Here is a 19,853-nt window from a genome sequence, read left to right on the forward strand (position 1 = left end):
GACACGGTGGCGACGACGTGCGAGGCGGATGTGGTGACACCCTGCTCGCGGAACTGCCCCGAGCCGGGCCCGCCGGATGTGGCGGGCCCGACCCGGGGTCAGCGCGGATCGATCAGAGCTCGACCGAGGAGAGGTCCAGCTCACCGACGTTGTTCGGCTCCATCTTCTTGATCTTCTCCGAGTGGCCGGACTGCTGGCCGTAGAAGTAGATCGGGATGGTCGGGACGTCAGCGTCGACCTTCTTGAGCACCTCGGCGAACTGCTGGTGCGAGGCCTCCAGGCTCGGTGCGCCGCTGGCGGCCTTGGCGCCGGCGTCGACCTCGGGGTTGCTGTAGAGGCCGTCGTTGGAGGAGCCACCCTTGACGAAGAGCGGGTTCACCCAGTTCTCGATGTCCGGGTAGTCCTGCTGCCAGGCAGCGCGGTACGGGCCCTTCATGCTGTGGGCGTTGATGTTCTGACGGAACACCGCGAAGGTGGGGACACCCTCGGCCCGTGCCTCGATACCCAGGTTGGTCTTGACCTGCTGGGCAACGGCCTCCATCCAGTCCTTGTGGCTGGAGTCGGCGTTGTAGTAGAAGACCATCTCGCCGGTGAAGCCACCGGCCTCGGTCAGCAGCTGCTTCGCCTGCGTCGGGTCGAACTTGCAGGAGGAGCAGTTACCGGCCGGGGCACCCGGGGTGAGCGGGTTGGCCCAGCTGTCGGCCGGCTTGCGGGTGCCGAAGAAGATCTTGTCCGAGATGTCCTGCCGGTTGATCGCCAGCGAGACGGCACGACGCAGCTTCGGGTCCTGGAAGCGCTTGTCGTAGATCGGGAACGCGATGAACGCGGTCGTCGGGGTGACCGTGTTCAGCGCCCGCGCACCCAGGTCGGCCTTGTACTTCTCGCCGGCCAGCGCCGAGGTGGGGATCGACTCCAGGAAGTCCAGGTTGCCCGAGAGCAGGTCCGCGTAGGCGGCGTTCTCGTCCTGGTACAGCTTGACGTTGACGTCCTTGACCTTGACCTTGTCGCGCAGGTTGTAGTCGTCGAACCGCGTCAGCTTGATCGAGACGTTGTCCTCCCAGGACACGAACTTCACCGGGCCGTTGGCGATCGGCTTCTTGCCGAACTCCTCGGGCTTCTGGGTGAAGAACACGTCCGGCAGCGGCATGAACGCGCTGTAGCCGAGCTTGGTCGGGAAGACCGCGGTCGGGGCGGACAGGGTGACCTCGAAGGTCTGGTCGTCGACGACCTTGAGGCCGGACATCTCCTTGGCGGCCGGCTCCGGGGCCTTCTTCGGGCCGTCGTCGTCCGGGTCCACCGCGGTCACCTGGTCGTAGCCCGCGATGTCGGCGAAGAAGCTGCCGTTCGCCGCACCGTTCGGGGAGTAGGCGGCCCAGTTCCAGGCCTTGACGAAGCTCTCCGCCTTCACCTCGGTACCGTCGTGGAACTTGGTACCCTTCTTGATCTTGATGGTGAAGACCTTGGAGTCCTTGGTCTCGATCGACTCGGCCAGCGCGTTACGCGGAGCCCCACCGTCGTTCGGGTACTCGACCAGGCCGGTCCACAGGTCGTCGATGATCTTGCCGCCACCGGTCTCGGTGGTGTTCGCCGGAACCAGCGGGTTCTCGGGCTGGACGCCGTGGATGGTGATCGAACCGTCGGCGGTCGCGCCGGAGTCGCTCTCACCGCCGCCCTCACTGCTGGAGCAACCGCTGGCGACCAGCGCGGCGGCCATGCCGGCCGCGATGACGCCGGTTGCCCGCTTCGAGACTCTCATTCCGAGGGGCCTCCTCTTTCTAACCAGTTCCGTCGTGGGTTTCACGCACGTATGGGGGGTGACGCCGCCGACGACCCCGTTGTCGCAGGTCACCGGTTTACCGCAGAGAAATCGGGACACCCCAGGGGGGCCGATCCGCCGGGCCACCCCACCTCTCACACGCGACGCCGCGCAGGACCGACGACCACGCGCGGGTACGGCAGCGTGGCAGGCGGGACGTGCGGGGCGCCTCGCTTCAAGGGTGAGGTGCTGCAACTGTGACACCAACCGGCCCATGACGTGAAGGTGCCGTTATCAAGCCGTTAATCGGGTGCCGCGTTGCCGATACTTGAGAAAAGATCATGAGATGCCCTGGTCGTACCGCTCTGAGCAGGAAAGACAGCAAGTCAGCTCCGACAGGCCGCGACCAGGGGACGAGCGGTGTGAGCTTTCCCGCGTCCCGGTTGGGGCGTCCCGACGTCCACCGAGCGTTGGCCGTTTTTGCCCATCCGGATGATGCCGACGTGGCCGGGCGGAGACGGCTGCCGGCCAGCCGGCCAGCACCTTCCGGTCCCCCGCCCCTCCCCCTTCCGGCCCGCGCTACCGGGACAGCGGGGACACCCCGGCACACCCGGCGCGGGGAGCCGGAAACGGGCCGGCCCCGACACCACCGGGTGCCGGGGCCGACCGTACCGGTACGTCAGACCGTGAAGCGGACCTTGCGACGGCGGACCAGCAGCACCGCCACCGCGCCGAAGGCGAGCAGCGCCAGCCCGGCCAGGGCGGCCATCGCGATCGGCGAACCGGTCAACGGCAGCCCGCCTCCGTTGCTGGCCGGCGAGGTCGACGGGGCCGGACTCGCCGGCGACGAGGACTCCGCCGGGGCGGACGGCGACGGCGACTCCACCGAGGCCGACGGGGAGGGCGACGGCGACGGCGACCCGGACGGGGTGGCCGACGGCGACGGCGAGGCGGGGGCGGCGGCGAAGCTCGCCGCCGCGGCGGCGGTGACCGAGGTGCCGGTGCTCCCGCCCAGGATCAGCTTCTGCTTGGCGTTCTTGCCGCCGGAGAAGAGGAAGACCCGCCCGAAGGAGACCGAGTCCGGCGCGGAGACGGTCACCGTGACCCGGCCGACAGCGGTGGCGGTCAGCCAGAACCGGCCACCGTTGGTGGTCGTGCCGACCGTACGACCGTCGGCGTCGACGGCCGTCCCACCGTCGACCTTCAGCGCGATCTCCCCGGACGGCCCGTGCACGGTGAACGGCCCGGCCCGCCCGCCGGTGGTCGCGGTGGCGGACGCCGGGTCCAGGCTCAGCTCGGCCTTCGGCTCCGGCTGGTCGGTGGCGTTGCGCACCAGGTAGTCGTGGACCCGCCGGATCACGTCGTACTCGGCGGCGGCGGTCAGCCCGCGCGTCCACTCGCCCAGGGCGACGCCGTCGCTGAAGTGCCAGACGGCCGTCTGGGTGCCGAAGTAGAGCAGGGTGTCGCGCCGGGTGTCGGACAGCCCGGCGGGCATGGTGGCCCCGGCGGCGGCGAGCAGCTTCGCCCGGTCGGCGTTGGGGTAACCGTGGGTGAGCACCCACTGCACCCGGCCGAGGTTCTTGACCTCCGACTGGCTCCAGGTGCCCTCGGCGTACTCACCGTCGCGGGCCACCGGGGTGTGGAAGTCGATGCAGAAGACCGGCACCGTGCCGTCCTTCAGCTCCAGGGCCAGCGCCGAGGTCTTCTGCGCCCGGCCGTCCAGCTTCAGCGTGACGCTGGTGCCCGGCACCGCCCGCGCCACACCCTTGACGGTCGGCTCGGCGGCGGCCGGACCGGCTACGGCGAGCACCAGCGCGCCACCGGTGACGAGCGCCGCGGCGAGACCCGCCCAGCGTCGTCCTCGTTCAACGAACATCAGTTCCGTGCACCTCTCCCCAGGGGTGGGCCGGCCCGCTCCCGGCGGGCCGGCGTGCGTCGCCGTCCCGCGGGGCCGTGGGCACCGCACGCGCGAAGGCGACGGGGCATTATCCGACACGAATTGATCTCTTGTCAGCCCCTGGGGCGATACTCCCGGAATGAGGGGTGTCAGACGAGTCGTCGGTCCGCCGCCCAGCGGGACAGCTCGTACCGGTTGGACATCTGGAGCTTGCGCAGCACGTTGGACACGTGCGTCTCGACCGTCTTGATCGAGATGAACAGCTCCTTGGCGATCTCCTTGTACGCGTACCCCCGGGCGAGCAGGCGCAGCACCTCGCGCTCACGGTTGGTGAGCTGGTCCAGCTCGGGGTCGGCGACCGGGGTGTCCGGCCGGGCCGCGAAGGCGTCCAACACGAAACCGGCCAACCGGGGGCTGAACACGGCGTCCCCGTCGGCGACCCGGCGGATCGCGTCGGTCAGCTCGTCCGGGGAGATGGTCTTGGTGACGTACCCCCGGGCACCCGCCCGGATCAGCCCGATCACGTCCTCGGCGGCGTCGGACACGCTCAGCGCCAGGAACTTCACCTGCGGGTGGCTGCGACGCATCGCGTCCAGCACCGCCCGGCCGCCGCCGTCGGGCATGTGCACGTCGAGCAGCACCACGTCCGGCCCGGTCACCGCGATCCGGGTGACCGCCTCGGCCACCGTGCTCGCCTCTCCCACCACCTCGACGTGCCGGCCCAGCTCGGCCCGGACACCGGCCCGGAACATCGCGTGGTCGTCGACGAGGAAGACCCGCAACCGCTCCACCCGGGCCGGGGCGTCCGCGCCCGGATCCATCGACTGCTCCGCCATCTCAGCTGTCCCTTTCCGCCGTGGTGCCGGTGCCCGTGCCGGCGTTGGTGCCGGTACCGGTGTTGGTGATGGGCAGCATCAACCGGACCTCCGTGCCCTCCCCGGGCTCGGAACGGATCTCCGCCCGGCCACCGTGCCGCTTCATCCGCCCGATGATCGACCCCCGGACCCCGTGCCGGTGATCCTCCACGGTAGCCGGGTCGAAGCCCTTCCCCCGGTCCCGGACGAAGACGCTCACCTGCTCCGGCTCCACCTCGGCATAGAGCGACACGGTCTGCACCCCGGCATGGCGGGCGGCGTTGACCAGCGCCTCCCGGGCCGCCGCCACCAGCGCGCCGACCCGCTCGTCGGTCTCCCGGTCACCCACCACCACCGCCTCGACGGTGATCGCGAAGGTGTCCTCCACCTCGGCGGCGGCCTGTTCCAGCGCCGCCGCGAACCGCTCGGTCGGTGAGGCGGTCGGCTTGTAGAGCCAGTTGCGCAACGACCGCTCCTGACCCCGGGCGAGTCGCTGCACCGTCTTGACGTCGCTGGCGTTGCGCTGGATCAGGGCGAGGGTGTGCAGCACCTGGTCGTGCACCATGGCGGCCAGTTCGGCACGCTCCTGCTCCCGGATGCGCCCCTCCCGCTCCGAACGGAGCTGGTTCCAGGTGCGCCACAGCAGCGGGGCGGCCACCACCCCGACACCGACCAGCCCGACCAGCGCGAAGATCACACCGTTGACCACCGCGTCGAGGTTCTGCACCGGGGAGTAGACCGCGGCGACGCCGATGATGCCGACGGCGACCAGCACCGCACCGCCGGCGAAGCGGAGCAGGAAGGCCCGTCGGTCGCTCTCCTCCACCACCGCCCCGAGCCACGGCACCGGCATCGACCCGCTCCACTGCCGGCGACGCTCCGGCGCGGACTGGTGCCAGATCACCCCGGCCCCGACCGCGATGATCGCCACCAGCCAGCCGGCGGTGCCCGCCGCGCCGACCGAGTCGAAGACCAGCACCTGGACCAGCAGCACACCGAGGCCGATCGCCACGAACGGCAGGAGCTGCCCGGGATCGCGCCGGGGCGGGGAGGCGGTGTCCCCGGGCCGCAGCGGCACCACCGCCCAGAACGCCGCGTACAGCAGCAGGCCCAGGCCGCTGAGCCCGAGCAGCACCATGAACGCGACGCGGACCCGCAGCACCGAGATGCCGAGGTGGTCGGCGATGCCGGCGGCCACACCGGCGGCCAGCCGGTGCTCGGGCGCCCGGTACAGACGCGGTGGCGGAGTCACGACGCTGATCAGAGGCTCCCTGGTCACGGTGGGTGGCGGACGGACACCGTGCGGTGCGGTGCCGCTCCGATCGTCACACGTGGGGGACGGCACCGGCCACGGGGACGCCCCGGACATCCGCCCGCCGGGATCTCAGGGTGGGGTCAGGGTCGGTTCCGGAGGCAACTCGGCCCGGGGACGCCGCAGGATCGAGTCATGACCGAGGACCCCGCCCCGCCGCCGTACCCTCCGGTGGCCGCACCGGGTGGCACGCCACCGCCCGGCTCCGCCGCCGGGCCACCGCCGACGGCGCCCACGCCGCCCACGGGGGGCGACGACGCGCCGAGACCGCCCGGAGGCTATCCCCCGCCGTCCGGCGGTGCCGGCTTCACCTCACGGTACGGCCTGGTCCGGCCCCGCGACGGCCGCTACCTCGCCGGGGTCTGCGCGGCGATCGGCCGGGCCACCAACACCGACCCGGTGCTGTGGCGGGTGCTGCTCGCCGTGCTCGGGTTCTTCGGCGGGGTCGGCATCCTGGTCTACGTGGCCGCCTGGCTGATCATCCCGGGTGAGGGCGACAGCGCCTCGCCGCTGGAGTCGATGCTCGGCCGGGGCCGGTCGAGCATGTCCCCGATCACGGTGATCGTGTTGACCATCCTGGTCGCGGTCAGCTTCGGGTACATCGTCACCGACGCGTTCCGGGCGGTGCTGCTGGGAGCGGCCATCCTCATCGGCGGCGCGCTGCTGCTCAACCGGGAGAGCCGGGACGCCGTCCCGGCCGCCGGGCCGGGCGGGCCACCACCCGGGCCGGTCACCCCCACCGGGCCGGTCATCCCGGTCGGCTACCCGGCACCCGCCCCGGCCACCCCGGCGGCACCCACCGCGCCGTTCCCGTCGCGTGCCGGGGCACCGGCGGTGTGGCCGGCGGCGCGTACCGGGAAGTCGGAGGGCTGGCCCGCGCAGGCCCGTACCGCCCCCCTGCCGGCCTGGCCGGCGGCCCCCCCGATGGAGATCACCGCGACCCGGGCGGACGCGCCGAACTGGCCGCCCCGCCCGCCACAGCCCGGCGGCCCCACCGCCCCGCCGGTGGTGGTCCCCCCGTCCCCCGGCGCGGGTTACCGGCCGCCGTTCGCCCCGCACGGCCCGTACGCCGGCGGAGGCGCACCGGTGGCACCGCCCGCGCCCCGGGTCAAGCCACCGAAGAAGCCGAAGGAACGGTCGGCGCTGGGTGCCGCGACCTTCTCGCTGATCTTCCTGGTCGTCGGCGTGGTCGCCATCCTGGACCTGCTCGACGTCTTCCCGATCGGCGCGGCCGGCTACTTCGCCGCAGTGCTCGCCACCATCGGGCTCGGCCTGCTGGTGGGCACCTGGTTCGGCCGGGCCCGCTGGCTGATCGCCCTCGGCCTGGTCGCCGCCGCCGCCCTCGGCGTCGCCACCGTCGCCGAGTCCTACGACCGGGTCCGGGGCGTCGACGGAGCGGTCACCTGGGCGCCGACCAGTTACCGGGAACTCGCCGACCGCTACGAGAACAGTTTCGGCGACGCGACCCTGGACCTGCGCGCGGTGGACTTCGACAAGCAGGACACCGACCTCACCGTGGTGGTGAACTTCGGCGAGGCCCTCATCGTGGTGCCGCCGAACGTGGACGTCACCGCGGTGACCAACGTCAAGGCCGGGGAGGCCACCGTGTTCGGACGGCGTACCGGTGGCCTGGAGGGGCGGGCCCGGCAGCTCACCGACCTGGGGCAGGACGGACCCGGCGGCGGCACGCTGCGGCTCACCGTCCAGGTCAACGCGGGCAACCTGGAGGTGACCCGGTGAAGGCCCACCGCACCGATCTGGTCTCGTTCGTGTTCGGACTGATCTTCGTCGGGCTCGCCCTCTGGTGGCTGCTGGCCCAGATCCTCGGGTTGGCCCTGCCGGCGGTGGGCTGGTTCCTGGCCGGCGCGCTGGTGCTGATCGGGCTGCTCGGACTGGTCGGGGCCGTACGGTCGGCCCGCAACCAGGACCGGCAGCCCGCGGCCGACGCCGCCCCCACGACCAGCTCCCCCACGGCCGAGCTGCACCTCGGCACCCGCGAGACGGCCGAGCCGAGCCCCGGCACCCGGGACACGGCCGAGCTGCACCTGGGCAGCCGGGAGACGGCCGAGCTGCACGACAGTTTCCGCCCCGACCGGCCGGGCGGGCCGGACGACCGGGGCGAGGCAGCCGAGACCCCCGGGCCGGGCGACGGTCGACTCTCGGTGGGTGACGCGGTGGCCCGGCCGGACCCCGGCGCACCGGCCACCGGCCCGGGTTCGACCCCGGACCGGCTGGACCCGCCACCGCCGTCCCGCTGAACGGACGAGCCGGCGGACGCCACCCGCACCGGTGCGGGTGGCGTCCGCCGGCTCGTATGCTGGCCGGGGAGATCCCGCCTCCGCCCGGCCGCCCTGTTGTCGGGTCCGCCGGTGGCTGCGCCGGGGCGCCCGGCCCGGGGCGCACCCGAGGCGGTCCCGCCGCGACGTCCGTCCCTACCCCGTCAGGAGTCCGCCCGACATGACCCAGTCCCCCGCCGTGCGCCCCTCCGGTCCCACCGGTCCGGTCCGCATCGGCGAGCGTGCCGCCCGTACCCTCGTCGCCGAACTCGCCCGACGCAACGACCCGAAGGCCGCCCTGCTGGTGGGCGCGGCCCCCGGGGCCGCGGTCCTCGCCGCGGCGATCGACGCGCTGCTGCCCGGGGACACACTGACCGTCGTGCCCGCCCCGACGACCGACGCCGCCGCGCTGCGCGAGCACGTGACGGCCCAGGGCCGCTGGGTCGCCGACCGGGTACGGGTGGTCGACTCCCTCGTCGAGGCGGACGCCGCCGAGCTGGTCATCGCCGCCGAGCCGTTCACCGGCACCGGTGAGGAGACCCGCGACGCGATCGACGGCCTCACCAAGTACCTGACCGGGGGCGCGGTGCTGAGCGTGGCCGCACCGGTGTTCCGCACCGACGGGTCCGCCGCCGAACTCGACCGGTACGGGGTGCTGCACGGTGTCCGCACCGACCTGGTGCTGCGCAACTCCCCGCCGGTGCGGGTGCACCACCTGCGGTTCACCCCGGCCGGCGCCGCCTCGGCCGCCCAGCTCGCCCCGGCGTACCGGCCGTCGAGCGTGCCGCTGACCCGGGGGATGCACATCGACTCGAACGGGGTCGCGGCGGCCGGCATCGCGCTGGGTCTGGCGGCGGTCGCCCGGGTCGTCCGGCCCAAGTCGAAGCTGTGGCTGGTGCCGGCGCTCGCCGCCGCACCGGTGGCCGCCTTCTTCCGGGATCCGCAGCGGGACGTGCCGGAGGACCCCTCGGCGGTGGTCGCCGCCGCGGACGGCCGGGTGCTGTCGGTGCAGCGGCTGCACGACGAGCGGTTCGGCGACGGTGAGTGGCTGCGGATCGCGGTCTTCCTGTCGGTGCTGGACGTGCACGTCAACCGCACGCCGGTGGCCGGCAAGGTGGTGGACTACTTCGTCGCCGACGGCGGTTTCGTCAACGCGATGAAGCCGGACGCCGAGCACAACGTCGCCGCCTACACGGTGCTGGACACCGCGCACGGCACCGTGGTGGTGGCGCAGCGGACCGGGCTGATCGCCCGCCGGATCGTGCAGCGGGCACCCGTGGGGGCGCTGCTGGCCCGGGGTGAGCGGTTCGGGCTGATCCGGTTCGGCTCCCGTACCGACGTCTACCTGCCGGCCGACGCCGCCGAGCCGCTGGTCGGCCCGGGCGACAAGGTGGTCGGCGGGTCCACGGTCATCGCCCGCTGGAGCTGAGCCGACACCCACGCGAACAGGGGCGCCGCGGATCGCGGCGCCCCTGTTCGTAGCGGGGGACGGTCAGGCGGCCCGACGCTGGTGCAGCCAGAGCAGCGGCCCGCTGACCAGGTAGCCCACCACCACGAGGGCGAAGGTGAGCCGGATGTCGACCAGCGCGCCGACGGCCGGGGCCAGCCAGAGCCACGGCGGCAGCTTGACCAGCCGGGCCAGCTTGGCGTACGGGAAGCTGGAGACCATCGCGAAGGCCAGCAGCGCCACCCCGCCGATCTGCACGGTCGCCGGCAGCGGCAGCCCGATGGCCACGGTGAGCGCGAGCACCGCCGCCGCCATGGTGGTGGGCACGCCGCAGAAGAACCGGCCGTCCTTGGGCGAGACGTTGAACCGGGCGAGCCGGATCGCGGCGCAGGACGCCACGAGGGCCGCCGCGACCGCCGCGGCGGCGGTGGGGGCCGCCCCGGCCAGCGAGGCGTAGACCACCACCGGGGCGGCGAGGCCGAAGGAGCACATGTCGGCCAGCGAGTCCATCTGCGCGCCGAAGGGGCTGGACACGCCGAACTTGCGGGCCAGCGCGCCGTCGAGACCGTCGAAGACGACACAGGCGATCAGCAGCAGGGCCGCGATCCGGGCCTGGCCGTTCATGGCGACGAAGATGGCGTTGATGCCGAGCACCAGGCTGGCCAGGGTGCAGGCGTTGACCAGCGCGAACTTCATCCGGCGGGCGGGGGTACGCGCGCCGGGGAGCAGCGGGACCGCCATCGCCGGCGCGTCGTCGACCGGGGTGGCCGGGGCGAGCGCCGGGCTGACCGGCACGACCGCCTCGATCTCGGCGCGGTCGAGGCCGATCCCCCGACGGTCGAACCCGTACCGGCGACGCTGACGGTCGACGCGGTGCTCGGGCAGGACCAGGTCGGTGCCGTTGAGCTGGTCGCCGTCGCGACGCCCCACCCGCACCAGCAGAACCTGGCGGGCGAATGTGCTGCTGCGGCGCAACCGGCCCGCCCAGCGACGTCCTGCGGGGCGCGGACTGTCGGTCGTACGACGCCGGCGCCATGGGGCTCTCGGCACGATTTCCTCCATCACCGGATCGGCTGGCCGCCCGTACGGGCGGGTGTCCGGCTGTCTCGTGCCGGACCGCTCTTGGCCCGGCAGCCGTTCAAGCGGAGTACACCATTGCACAGGGGCGTGGTGATTGGCGATAGCTGCCGGCGGTGTTCTATATCCCTTAAACCGCGCGAACCGCCCTCTTATTCCCATCTCGGGCTTCATCACCTGTTTTCTTCGCCAACCGCAGGCCTGACTTTACCGGAGCCCGCCCCGACCGGCTCGTCGAGCGACCGTCATCCGACCGTACGTCCGGTTGCCAGAATGGCGACATCAGTCAGATCAAGGCCGCTGAGCTGGGAAAATGCAAACCATGCGGCGCTCGCCGTCGATCCACCCGGCTGCTCGGTGACCACCGGCTCACCGGGCTCGTCGACCAGCACCCGGTAGATCACCCGTACTCCGTGCCAGTCCAGCGGTCGCCCCTCCGGACCCATTGCGGCCGCATTGTGGAGATTGTCGACCAGGAGCAGCCGATCGACCCGACCCCGTTGGCCGGACTCCTCGACCAATTCCCGTAACAGCCCGTCGACCGGCCGCTCACCGTGATCGGTGCCGCCGCCGGGCAGGTGCCACTTGCCGGCCCCCGGATAACCGGGGGCGATCCGGGTGAGCAACAACCGCTCGTCGGGCGCGGTGACCAGGCCGTACGCGGCGAACCGCTGCCTGCGGTCAACCGCCGGGCCGGCCGGATCCGGCGCATCGACCGATCCGGGTGCCGGTTCCGTCGCGTCCGCCGATCCGCCGCCCAGATCTGTCGTATCCGCCGGTCGGGTCGGCGCAACCGTCGCGCCCGCCGATCCGACCGGTGGAGCTGTCGCCTCCGCCGACCCGGCCGGCGGTTCGCCGGGCGGGGCGACAAGGGGCGGCGGGGCGACGGGCGGCGACGTGACCGGCAGGCCGAGCAGTTCGGCGGTGAACGGCAGCAGCGGCAGCGCCGCCGCCTGCTCCGGGGTGCACCAGACCAGCCCGTCGGCGTCCCCGCCCGCCCGGGAGCGCGGACGGTCGTCCCGCACCGTGACGTCGAAGACCAACCGGTCGGTGTGCACCGACACCTCGGCATCCCCGGCCCGGTGCACGGTCACGTCGGCGACCGCGGCGCGCACCCCGCCCACCGTCACGTCCAGCCCGGCGCGGTGGGTGAACCCGCGGGCCACGGCGTCGGCCGGGTGCTCCGCATGCCGCACGACCGCGCCCGGCAGCCGCCAGATCCCCGGGTACGGGTCGGCCGCCGCCCCGCGCGCCAGCAGCACCCGGCCGGTGTCGTCCACACCCCGGCCGTACGCCGCGATCCGTCGCCGTTCCCGCATGTCGTGCTCCCCGTCCCGGCCGCCCCGTCGATCATGAGGCTAGCGGTCGCCGGCCCGGATCGGACGGCGTGGAGGCGACCGGCGGTCGCCGACCGGGCCACCGACCGCGGCGCCGCCCGGGCCACCGACCGGGACGGCGACCGCGGCGGCGACCGGCTCGGCACCGCCCAGGGCGGGAGCCGGTTCGGCACCGGCCGGGCGTCAGGTCAGGTGCGGGAGCCGTCAGGTCAGGTGAGGCGGGCGGCCTGCACCGCCTCGGCGGTGACCTCGGTGAGCCGGTCGGTGGGCAGGGCACCCAGCTCCTCCCGGGCGAACCAGCGGGCCTCACAGGTGGAGCCGCCCACGTCGGTGACGGTCGGCGGGGCGGGCTGGTCGACCATCACCCGGTAGAAGGCCCGTACGCCGTGCCAGTCGATCGGGTAGCCCTCGGGGCCGAGCGAGGCGGCGTCCCGGTGGCTGGCCACCCCGAGCAGCTCGACCAGCCGGCCGGTCTGCCCGGTCTCCTCGACCAGCTCACGGATCAGCGCCGCGCCCGGCTGCTCGCCGTAGTCGGTGCCGCCGCCGGGCAGGTGCCAGCAGCCCGCGCCCGGGTAGCCGTCGGAGACCCGGGTCAGCAGCACCCGGCCCGCCGGGTCGGTGGCCACCGCGTACGCGGCGAAGCGCTGCGCCCGGTGCAGCCCGTCCGGGCCGGGCACGGCGTAGAAGGAGGGGAACTCGGGGGCCTCGTCGGGGACCACGTCGGCCGAGGAGGCCGGCAGCCCGAGGGCGCGGGCGGTGAACGCCCGCAACGGCAGCTGCCGCGCCTCGTCGAGGGTGTGCCAGCGGGCCAGGTCGGTGGAGCGGTCCACCCGGTCGGTGAGGGTGCCCCCGCGCACCGAGACCTGGTAGATCAGGCGGTCGGTGTGGATGGTGATGCGCCGCTCGGGCAGGGCGCGCATGTCGGCCAGGACGTCCGCCAGACCGTTGACGGCTACCGAGAGGCCCGTCTCGGCGGCGGTCTCCCGGACGACGGTGTGGTTCGGGTCCTCGCCGTGGTCTACCGCCCCACCGGGCAGGGACCATACGCCGGGGGTGCCGGAGCGCTCCGATGCGCGGACCAGCAACACTCGGCCGACTGAATCTGCACAGACTGCATATGCCGCGATCCTGCGGAGCGGCTCCAGCAAGGTGGTCACGGAGCCAAATTCTCCCCGGGTCGCGTTACCGACGCGGAAAAGAGTCGGATTCCTGACTCAGGGCTGGCTACTCAGGGACCGATCAGGGTAAGCCTCCGGGCGGTCACCGAGGTCGGCGGGGCGGCCGGCGCGGACCGTGGAGACATGACCTCGACGAGCACCTCCCACGCCCCGTACAAACAACTCCGCAGGCCGACCACCGACCGGATGGTGGCCGGCGTCGCCAGCGGCCTCGGCCGCTACTTCGCCGTCGACCCCACCCTGGTCCGGGTGCTGTTCGCGGTGGCGACCCTGGTCACCGGCGGTCTCGCCGCGCTGGCGTACCCGATCATGTGGTTCCTGATGCCCGAGGAGCCGGCGGGCGCACCGGCCTGGCCGCACCCGACGGACCCGGCGGCACAGCCGCCGACGGGTCCGACCACCTGGCCGCAGGGGACGGCTCCGACCGCCTGGCCGCAGGAAGCCGCGCCGACCGCCTGGCCGCAGCCGGCGGAGACGGCCACCACCTGGCCGCAGCCGGCGGCCCCGACCACCGGGGTCCAGCCGGGCGGGCCGGCGACCGGGCCGCAGCCGCCGACGACCCCGCCGACGGCCGGCTGAGCCCGGCTCACTCCCACTCGATGGTGCCCGGCGGCTTGCTGGTCACGTCCAGGACCACCCGGTTGACCTCGGCGACCTCGTTGGTGATCCGGGTGGAGATCCGGGCCACCACCTCGTAGGGCAGCCGGGACCAGTCGGCGGTCATCGCGTCCTCGCTGGAGACCGGGCGCAGCACCACGGGATGCCCGTAGCTGCGCCCGTCACCCTGCACCCCGACGCTGCGCACGTCGGCCAGGAGCACCACCGGGAACTGCCAGACGCCCCGGTCCAGGCCGGCGGCCGTCAGCTCCTCGCGGGCGATCAGGTCGGCCTGACGCAGCAGGGCCAGCCGCTCCCGGTCGACCGCGCCGATGATCCGGATGGCCAGGCCCGGCCCCGGGAACGGGTGCCGCCAGACCATCGCCTCGGGCAGGCCCAGCTGGAGCCCGAGCGCCCGGACCTCGTCCTTGAACAGCGTGCGCAGCGGCTCGACCAGGGCGAACTTCAGGTCGTCCGGGAGGCCGCCGACGTTGTGGTGGCTCTTGATGTTGGCGGTGCCGGTGCCGCCGCCGGACTCCACCACGTCCGGGTAGAGGGTGCCCTGCACCAGGAACTCGACGTCGCCGTGCGCGGCGACCTCACGGGCGGCGGCCTCGAAGACCCGGATGAACTCCCGGCCGATGATCTTCCGCTTCTGCTCGGGGTCGGTCACCCCGGCCAGCGCGCCGAGGAACCGGTCGGCCGCGTCGACCACCTTGAGCTTGATGCCGGTGGCCGCCACGTAGTCCTTCTCCACCTGCTCGGCCTCACCGGCGCGCAGCAGGCCGTGGTCGACGAAGACACAGGTGAGCTGGTCCCCCACCGCCCGGTGGACCAGCGCGGCGGCGACCGCCGAGTCGACCCCGCCGGACAGGCCGCAGATGACCTCCTTGTCGCCGACCTGGGCGCGGATCCGGGCCACCTGCTCGTCGATGATGTTCTGCGGCGTCCAGGTGGGCTCGATGCCGGCGATGTCGTAGAGGAAGCGGCGCAGCATCTCCTGCCCCTGCGCGGTGTGCCCCACCTCGGGGTGGAACTGCACACCGGCCCGGCGACCGGCCAGGTCCTCGAAGGCGGCGACCGGGGCGCCCGCCGACTCGGCGGTCACCGTGAAACCGGCCGGGGCCTCGGTCACCGCGTCGCCGTGGCTCATCCAGACCGGCAGGTCCGCCGGCAGGTCCCGCAGCAGCACCCCCGGGTCGAGCAGCCGGGGCCGCAGCGGGGTGCCGCCGTACTCCCGGTTGCCGGTCCGGGCGACCGTGCCGCCGAGCGCCTGGGCCATCGCCTGGAAGCCGTAGCAGATGCCGAAGACCGGCACGCCCGCGTCGAACAGCCCGGCGTCGATCTGCGGGGCGTCCGGGGCGTAGACGCTGGACGGGCCGCCGGACAGGATGATCGCGGCCGGGTCCTTCGCCAGCATCTCGGCGACCGGCATGGAGTGCGGGACGATCTCCGAGTAGACCTTCGCCTCGCGCACCCGGCGCGCGATGAGCTGGGCGTACTGGGCTCCGAAGTCCACCACGAGGACGGGGCGAGGCGTGCTCATGCGCGCAAAGCCTACCGACAGTCACTCCCCGGCCCGGGCGCGGGCCGCCCCGGGCCCGCCGGGCCACGTCACCGTGGTCGACCGCGTAGCGCGCCGGGGGCGTCCGCCGGGACAGCCGGGTGCCGCGGCGGCACCGCCACCACCCGGGTGTACGCCGACCCGAGCGGCGGCCGGGGGTCCGGTTCACCCTTGTTCGGCCAGTACGACATCGCCCGTTCCGCCTGCGCGGTGATCGTCAGCGACGGGTTCACCCCGAGGTTGGCCGAGACCGCCGCTCCGTCGACCACGTGCAGCCCCGGATGCCCGTGCACCCGGTGCCACGGGTCGATCACCCCGTCGGCCGGGGTGACACCGATCACCGCCCCGCCGAGGATGTGCGCGGTCAGCGGGATGTCGAACGGCTCGGTCAGCGCCCCGCCGGGAGTGCCGTCGATCTCCTCGGCGAGCAGCCGGACCGCCTCGTTGCCGGCCGGGATCCAGGTCGGGCTGGGTGCGCCGTGCCCGGGGCCGGCGACCAGCCGCCGCCGGCCCAGCCACCCCCGCCGCCAGTGGGTGGTCAGCGAGTTGTCCGCCGACTGCATCACCAGCGCGATCACCGTCCGCTCCGACCAGCGGCGTACCGAGAGCAGCCGGACGGCCAGCCGGGGCTGCCGCACGATCGCCCCCAGCCAGCGCCGGAACCGGTGCGGGCCGCCGTCGACCAGCAGCGACTGGAGCAGCCCCATCGCGTTGGCGCCCCGGCCGTAGCGGACCGGCTCGACGTGGGTCTGCGGGTCGGGGTGGAACGAGCTGGTGATCGCCACCCCGTCGGTGAAGTCCAGGCCGCGCCGCCGGGCCTGCCGGCGGCCCACCGACGCGCCGAGGATCGCCTCCGAGTTGGTCCGGGTCAACGCGCCGAGGCGCTCCGACAGGTGGGGCAGCGCGCCGGTCTGCCGCATCTCGTGCAGCAGCCGCTGGGTGCCGAGCGCACCGGCCGCGAAGACCACCTGGTCGGCGTGGAACACCTGACGACGCCGCGACCAGCCCCCGGTGCGTACGGCGTGCACCCGGTAGCCCCCGCCGTCGGCCGGCTGGACGGCGGTGACCGTGGTCAGCGGGTGGACCCGCGCGCCGAGCCGTTCGGCCAGCCACAGGTAGTTCTTGACCAGGGTGTTCTTGGCGCCGTGCCGACAGCCGGTCAGGCACGAGCCGCAGTGTGTGCAGCCGGTGCGCGCCGGCCCCGCGCCACCGAAGTACGGGTCCGCCACCCGCTGGCCGGGACGGCCCAGGTGCACCCCCACCGGGGTCGGCCCGAAGGTGTGCCCGACCCCCATCCGCTCGGCGACCGCCCGCATCGCCCGGTCCGCCGCGGTGTGCCGGGGGTATCTCGTCACCCCGAGCATCCGGCTGGCCTGGTCGTAGTGCGGGGCGAGCTCGGCCCGCCAGTCGGTGACGTCGCGCCACTGCGGGTCGGTGTAGAAGGCCTCCGGCGGCTCGTAGAGGGTGTTGGCGTAGACCAGTGAGCCGCCGCCCACCCCGGCCCCGGAGAGCACCAGCACGCCGCCGCCGGCCCTGCGGTGGGCCGGGCGGAGCAGGGTGATCCGTTGCAGCCCGTAACAGCCGAGCCGGGGCGCCCAGAGGAACCGGCGCAGCCGCCAGGAGGTCTGCGGGAACTCGTCGTCGGCGAACCGTCGGCCCGCCTCCAGCACCCCGACGGTGTAGCCCTTCTCGGCCAGCCGCAGCGCGGCGACGCTGCCGCCGAAGCCGGAGCCGATGACGAGCACGTCGTACCGCATGACCGCATCATTACCGGCGGGTAGCCATCGCGCCAGTGCCGGATTTCGCGCGATCATGCTGACCGTCGCCGATCGCAACCCGCAGGGCCGGTCGGAGCGTTGTGCAGACGGGGGTGGCGAGCGATGACTCAGGAAACCGGAACGGGACGTCCACGATGGGTGTGGGGGCTGGCCGCCCTGGTCGGTGTCGTACTGGTGGCGGTGGTCGCCCTGGTGGTGACCCGGCAGGTCCGCGACGACGGGCCACGGCGTACGGCCGGGCCGGTCGCCACGACCGCCAGCCCCACGCCGAGCCCCACCCCCAGCCCGACCCCGCCCCCCGGCGCGGCCATCACCGGCCCGCTCAACCTGCTCCTGGTCGGGGTGGACACCCGGGTCAGCGTGCCCGGTTGGGAACCGCACGGCGACGCGGTGCTGATCCTGCACGTGCCGGCCGGGCTGGACCGGGCGTACCTCTTCTCGCTCCCCCGCGACCTGGTCGTCGACATCCCGGCGTTCCCCAAGTCGGGCTACCGGGGCGGTCGGACGAAGCTCACCCACGCGATGAGCTACGGCAGCCGGGTGCCGGGCAAGCCCAAGAACCCCAGCGCCGCCCAGGGGTACGAGCTGCTGCGCAGCACCGTCGCCGGGTACACCGGGCTGCGCTTCGACGCCGGTGCGGTGATCACCTTCAACGGCTTCGACCGGCTGGTCGACACCCTCGGCGGGGTGGACCTCTACGTCGACCAGCGGGTTCCCTCGCTGCACCGCCGGCCGGACGGCAGGTACCGCGACCCGGCCCCCGGCGGTGGCGGGTACACCGGCCCGCAGATGGTCTACGAGAAGGGCGAGCGGCACCTCAACGGCTGGCAGGCGCTGGACTACTCCCGGCAGCGCTACATCACCGGCGGCGACTACGCCCGGCAGCGGCACCAGCAGCAGCTCCTCCGGGCGCTGGCCGCCAAGATCCTCGGCGAGAACCTGGCCCGCGAACCCGAGCGGGTGGACCAGGTGGTGGCGGCGCTCGGCGACACCCTGGTCTACGCGGGCGGGCCGCGCATCGTCGACCTGGCGTACGCGCTGGGCGGGCTGAGCGCCGACCGGATCACCCTGGTCGGGCTGCCCGGCGACGGGGTGGGCAAGGGCAGCAGCTACCGGGGCGAGCAGCTCACCAAGGTCGGCAAGGACTTCCTGCCCGCGCTCAAGGCCGGCCGGGCCGAGAGCTACCTGGACGCCCACCCCGAGCTGCGGGTCAAGAACTGACCGGTCCGGCCACTCGACCCGGCCCGGCGGTCACCGGGCGGCGGGCCGGCGCAGGGTGGCAGGTCGGCGCGGAGTGGCAGGCCGGCGCAGGGTGGCGGCTCAGCCGGCCCGGGTGGGGGTCGGGGGGCGTTCGGTGCCGTACAGCCAAGCGGCGAAGAGGCCGTCGAGCTGTTGCCCGGAGACCCGCTCGGCGGTGGCCACGAACTCGGCGGTGGTGGCGTTGCCGTCGCGCTTCTCCGCCACCCAGGTCCGCAGGATGCGGAAGAAGGCGTCGTCGCCGACCGTCACCCGCAGCGCGTGCACGGTCATCGCACCCCGCTGGTAGACCGAGCTGCTGAACAGGTTCGCCACCCCGGGCGCACCGGGCGGCACCCGCCAGAGCTGGTCGTCGGAGGAGACGTACTCCTGGTCGAAGGCGGCCTGCGTGGTGTCCCCGCCCTGGTGCTCGGCCCAGAGCCACTCGGCGTACGTGGCCAGCCCCTCGTTGAGCCAGATGTCCTCCCAGCGGGCCACCGTGATGCTGTCGCCGAACCACTGGTGGGCCAGTTCGTGCGCCACCACCCCGGTGTTCTCGCCGGCCCGGAAGAAGTTGGCCGAGTAGACCGGCCGGCTCTGGGTCTCCAGCGCGTACCGGATCCGGGGCTCGTCGACCACCACCCCGCCGTACGCCCCGAACGGGTACCGCCCGAAGATGCTCTCCAGGTGGTCGGCGACCTCCAGGGTGCGGGCGACCGACGCGTCGGCGGCCCCCCGGGGCAGGCTGCTGGCCACCGCGCTGAACACCGGTCGGCCCCGGTGCTCGCCGGTGGTGGTGCGGTACTTCCCGATCACCACCGTGCTCAGGTAGCTCGCCATCGGGGTGGCTTCGGACCAGCGCCACGTGGTCCAGCCGCCGGCCGCGGGACGCTGCCCCTGCGGCACGCCGTTGGCGACCGCCACCAGCCCCTGCGGCACGGTGATCTCGACGTCGTAGGTGGCCTTGTCGGAGGGGTGGTCGTTGACCGGGAACCAGGTGCTCGCCGACTCGGGTTGGCCGAGCGCGACCGCCCCGTCGGCGGTGTGCAGCCAACCGCCCTCGCCGATCGTCTCGTTGCGCAGCGGCACCGGCCGACCGTCGTAGCCGACCTCGACGGTGAAGACCGCCCCGGCGCGGACCGGCGCGGCCGGGGTGACCACCAGCTCGGCTCCGTCGCGGGCGTGCCGAGCCGGCGTGCCGTCCACGGTCACCCGCCGCACCGTCAGGCCGGCCAGGTCGAGGTGGAACAGGGGAAGCTCGGCGGTGGCGGTGGCCCGCACGGTGGTGGTGCCGCGCAGCTCGTCGGTGGCCGGGTCGTAGCGGACCCTGAGGGTGTACCGGTCGACGTCGTACCCGCTGTTGCCGGCGGTCGGGAAGTAGGGGTCACCGACGCCGGCCGGGCCGGGGGTCGGGCTCGGGCTGGACGTCGGCGTCGACCGGGAGCCCGCCCCCGGCCTGCGGTCGGCGGTGCAGCCGGCCAGCGCCAGCGACACGGCCACCAGCAGCGCGAGGCCGCGCCGGTGCCGGCTCATGGCCACCCTGC

At 73.7% G+C, this 19,853-nt stretch carries 13 protein-coding genes and 2 pseudogenes; 5 read left to right on the plus strand and 10 right to left on the minus strand.

All coding sequences use genetic code 11. From position 1 onward, the window contains the following. Window positions 1-112: 112 nt before the first annotated feature. The 4 genes from O7625_RS02785 to O7625_RS02800 form a co-directional block, all read right to left on the minus strand. On the minus strand, window positions 113-1,756 hold the full coding sequence (locus O7625_RS02785) for an ABC transporter substrate-binding protein (protein WP_067309765.1): 1,644 nt from the start codon (window positions 1,754-1,756) through the stop codon (window positions 113-115). 679 nt (window positions 1,757-2,435) lie between these two features. Beyond that, on the minus strand, window positions 2,436-3,632 hold the full coding sequence (locus O7625_RS02790; protein ID WP_282344103.1) for a thioester domain-containing protein: 1,197 nt from the start codon (window positions 3,630-3,632) through the stop codon (window positions 2,436-2,438). Between the two features lie 170 nt (window positions 3,633-3,802). Next, on the minus strand, window positions 3,803-4,489 hold the full coding sequence (locus tag O7625_RS02795; protein WP_067309759.1) for a response regulator transcription factor: 687 nt from the start codon (window positions 4,487-4,489) through the stop codon (window positions 3,803-3,805). A gap of 1 nt (window position 4,490) precedes the next feature. Beyond that, window positions 4,491-5,786: an ATP-binding protein gene (locus O7625_RS02800; protein WP_067309776.1), complete on the minus strand. Its 1,296-nt coding sequence runs from the start codon at window positions 5,784-5,786 to the stop codon at window positions 4,491-4,493. A 168-nt stretch (window positions 5,787-5,954) separates the two neighbouring features. Here O7625_RS02800 and O7625_RS02805 point away from each other — a divergent pair, with 168 nt between their 5' ends. The 3 genes and pseudogenes from O7625_RS02805 (at window position 5,955) to O7625_RS02815 (ending at window position 9,524) form a co-directional block, all read left to right on the plus strand. Beyond that, the gene (locus tag O7625_RS02805) at window positions 5,955-7,559 is read left to right on the plus strand and encodes a PspC domain-containing protein (RefSeq protein ID WP_282344107.1); all 1,605 of its coding nucleotides are present in this window, start codon (window positions 5,955-5,957) and stop codon (window positions 7,557-7,559) included. After that, a pseudogene (locus O7625_RS02810) lies at window positions 7,556-7,738 on the plus strand (hypothetical protein); the annotation flags it as partial. The gene O7625_RS02805 and the pseudogene O7625_RS02810, both read left to right, overlap by 4 nt. Before the next feature lie 538 nt (window positions 7,739-8,276). Then, a complete protein-coding gene (locus O7625_RS02815) occupies window positions 8,277-9,524 on the plus strand; it encodes a phosphatidylserine decarboxylase (RefSeq protein ID WP_282344109.1) in 1,248 nt (415 codons plus the stop codon). 63 nt (window positions 9,525-9,587) lie between these two features. On the opposite strand, the gene O7625_RS02820 is transcribed toward O7625_RS02815, so the two are convergent. From O7625_RS02820 to O7625_RS02830, 3 genes are all read right to left on the minus strand, one after another. Continuing rightward, on the minus strand, window positions 9,588-10,517 hold the full coding sequence (locus O7625_RS02820; RefSeq protein WP_067309749.1) for a CDP-alcohol phosphatidyltransferase family protein: 930 nt from the start codon (window positions 10,515-10,517) through the stop codon (window positions 9,588-9,590). A 347-nt stretch (window positions 10,518-10,864) separates the two neighbouring features. Then, window positions 10,865-11,938: an NUDIX domain-containing protein gene (locus tag O7625_RS02825; RefSeq protein ID WP_282344112.1), complete on the minus strand. Its 1,074-nt coding sequence runs from the start codon at window positions 11,936-11,938 to the stop codon at window positions 10,865-10,867. Between the two features lie 227 nt (window positions 11,939-12,165). Continuing rightward, window positions 12,166-13,113 carry an NUDIX hydrolase gene (locus O7625_RS02830; protein ID WP_282344114.1) on the minus strand — a complete coding sequence of 316 codons (948 nt, stop codon included), beginning with the start codon at window positions 13,111-13,113 and terminating at the stop codon, window positions 12,166-12,168. Window positions 13,114-13,257: 144 nt separating this feature from the next. Here O7625_RS02830 and O7625_RS02835 point away from each other — a divergent pair. Further along, window positions 13,258-13,497 (plus strand): annotated as a pseudogene (locus tag O7625_RS02835) (PspC domain-containing protein); the annotation flags it as partial. A gap of 223 nt (window positions 13,498-13,720) precedes the next feature. On the opposite strand, the gene guaA reads toward O7625_RS02835, so the two are convergent. Together guaA and O7625_RS02845 are read right to left on the minus strand one after the other, a co-directional pair. After that, complete coding sequence (gene guaA, locus O7625_RS02840; protein WP_282344116.1) at window positions 13,721-15,277, minus strand: glutamine-hydrolyzing GMP synthase; 1,557 nt, start codon at window positions 15,275-15,277, stop codon at window positions 13,721-13,723. A gap of 68 nt (window positions 15,278-15,345) precedes the next feature. Next, a complete protein-coding gene (locus O7625_RS02845; RefSeq protein WP_282344118.1) occupies window positions 15,346-17,052 on the minus strand; it encodes a GMC family oxidoreductase in 1,707 nt (568 codons plus the stop codon). A 123-nt stretch (window positions 17,053-17,175) separates the two neighbouring features. On the opposite strand from O7625_RS02845, the gene O7625_RS02850 reads away from it, so the two are divergent. After that, window positions 17,176-18,294, plus strand: coding sequence for an LCP family protein (locus O7625_RS02850; protein ID WP_282344120.1), 1,119 nt, complete (start codon window positions 17,176-17,178; stop codon window positions 18,292-18,294). A gap of 99 nt (window positions 18,295-18,393) precedes the next feature. On the opposite strand, the gene O7625_RS02855 is transcribed toward O7625_RS02850, so the two are convergent. Further along, on the minus strand, window positions 18,394-19,842 hold the full coding sequence (locus tag O7625_RS02855; protein WP_282344122.1) for a M1 family metallopeptidase: 1,449 nt from the start codon (window positions 19,840-19,842) through the stop codon (window positions 18,394-18,396). Window positions 19,843-19,853 lie beyond the last annotated feature (11 nt).

The organism is Micromonospora sp. WMMD714, assembly GCF_029581315.1.
GTDB classification, from domain to species: domain Bacteria; phylum Actinomycetota; class Actinomycetes; order Mycobacteriales; family Micromonosporaceae; genus Micromonospora; species Micromonospora rifamycinica.

Bases quoted from the DNA above. Each gene is read 5' to 3' on its own strand.
- O7625_RS02825 (WP_282344112.1), bottom strand. From the start codon at position 11,938: ATGCGGGAACGGCGACGGATCGCGGCGTACGGCCGGGGTGTGGACGAC.
- O7625_RS02795 (WP_067309759.1), bottom strand. From the start codon at position 4,489: ATGGCGGAGCAGTCGATGGATCCGGGCGCGGACGCCCCGGCCCGGGTG.
- guaA (WP_282344116.1), bottom strand. From the start codon at position 15,277: ATGAGCACGCCTCGCCCCGTCCTCGTGGTGGACTTCGGAGCCCAGTAC.
- O7625_RS02785 (WP_067309765.1), bottom strand. From the start codon at position 1,756: ATGAGAGTCTCGAAGCGGGCAACCGGCGTCATCGCGGCCGGCATGGCC.
- O7625_RS02815 (WP_282344109.1), top strand. From the start codon at position 8,277: ATGACCCAGTCCCCCGCCGTGCGCCCCTCCGGTCCCACCGGTCCGGTC.
- O7625_RS02790 (WP_282344103.1), bottom strand. From the start codon at position 3,632: ATGTTCGTTGAACGAGGACGACGCTGGGCGGGTCTCGCCGCGGCGCTC.
- O7625_RS02855 (WP_282344122.1), bottom strand. From the start codon at position 19,842: ATGAGCCGGCACCGGCGCGGCCTCGCGCTGCTGGTGGCCGTGTCGCTG.
- O7625_RS02805 (WP_282344107.1), top strand. From the start codon at position 5,955: ATGACCGAGGACCCCGCCCCGCCGCCGTACCCTCCGGTGGCCGCACCG.
- O7625_RS02850 (WP_282344120.1), top strand. From the start codon at position 17,176: ATGACTCAGGAAACCGGAACGGGACGTCCACGATGGGTGTGGGGGCTG.
- O7625_RS02845 (WP_282344118.1), bottom strand. From the start codon at position 17,052: ATGCGGTACGACGTGCTCGTCATCGGCTCCGGCTTCGGCGGCAGCGTC.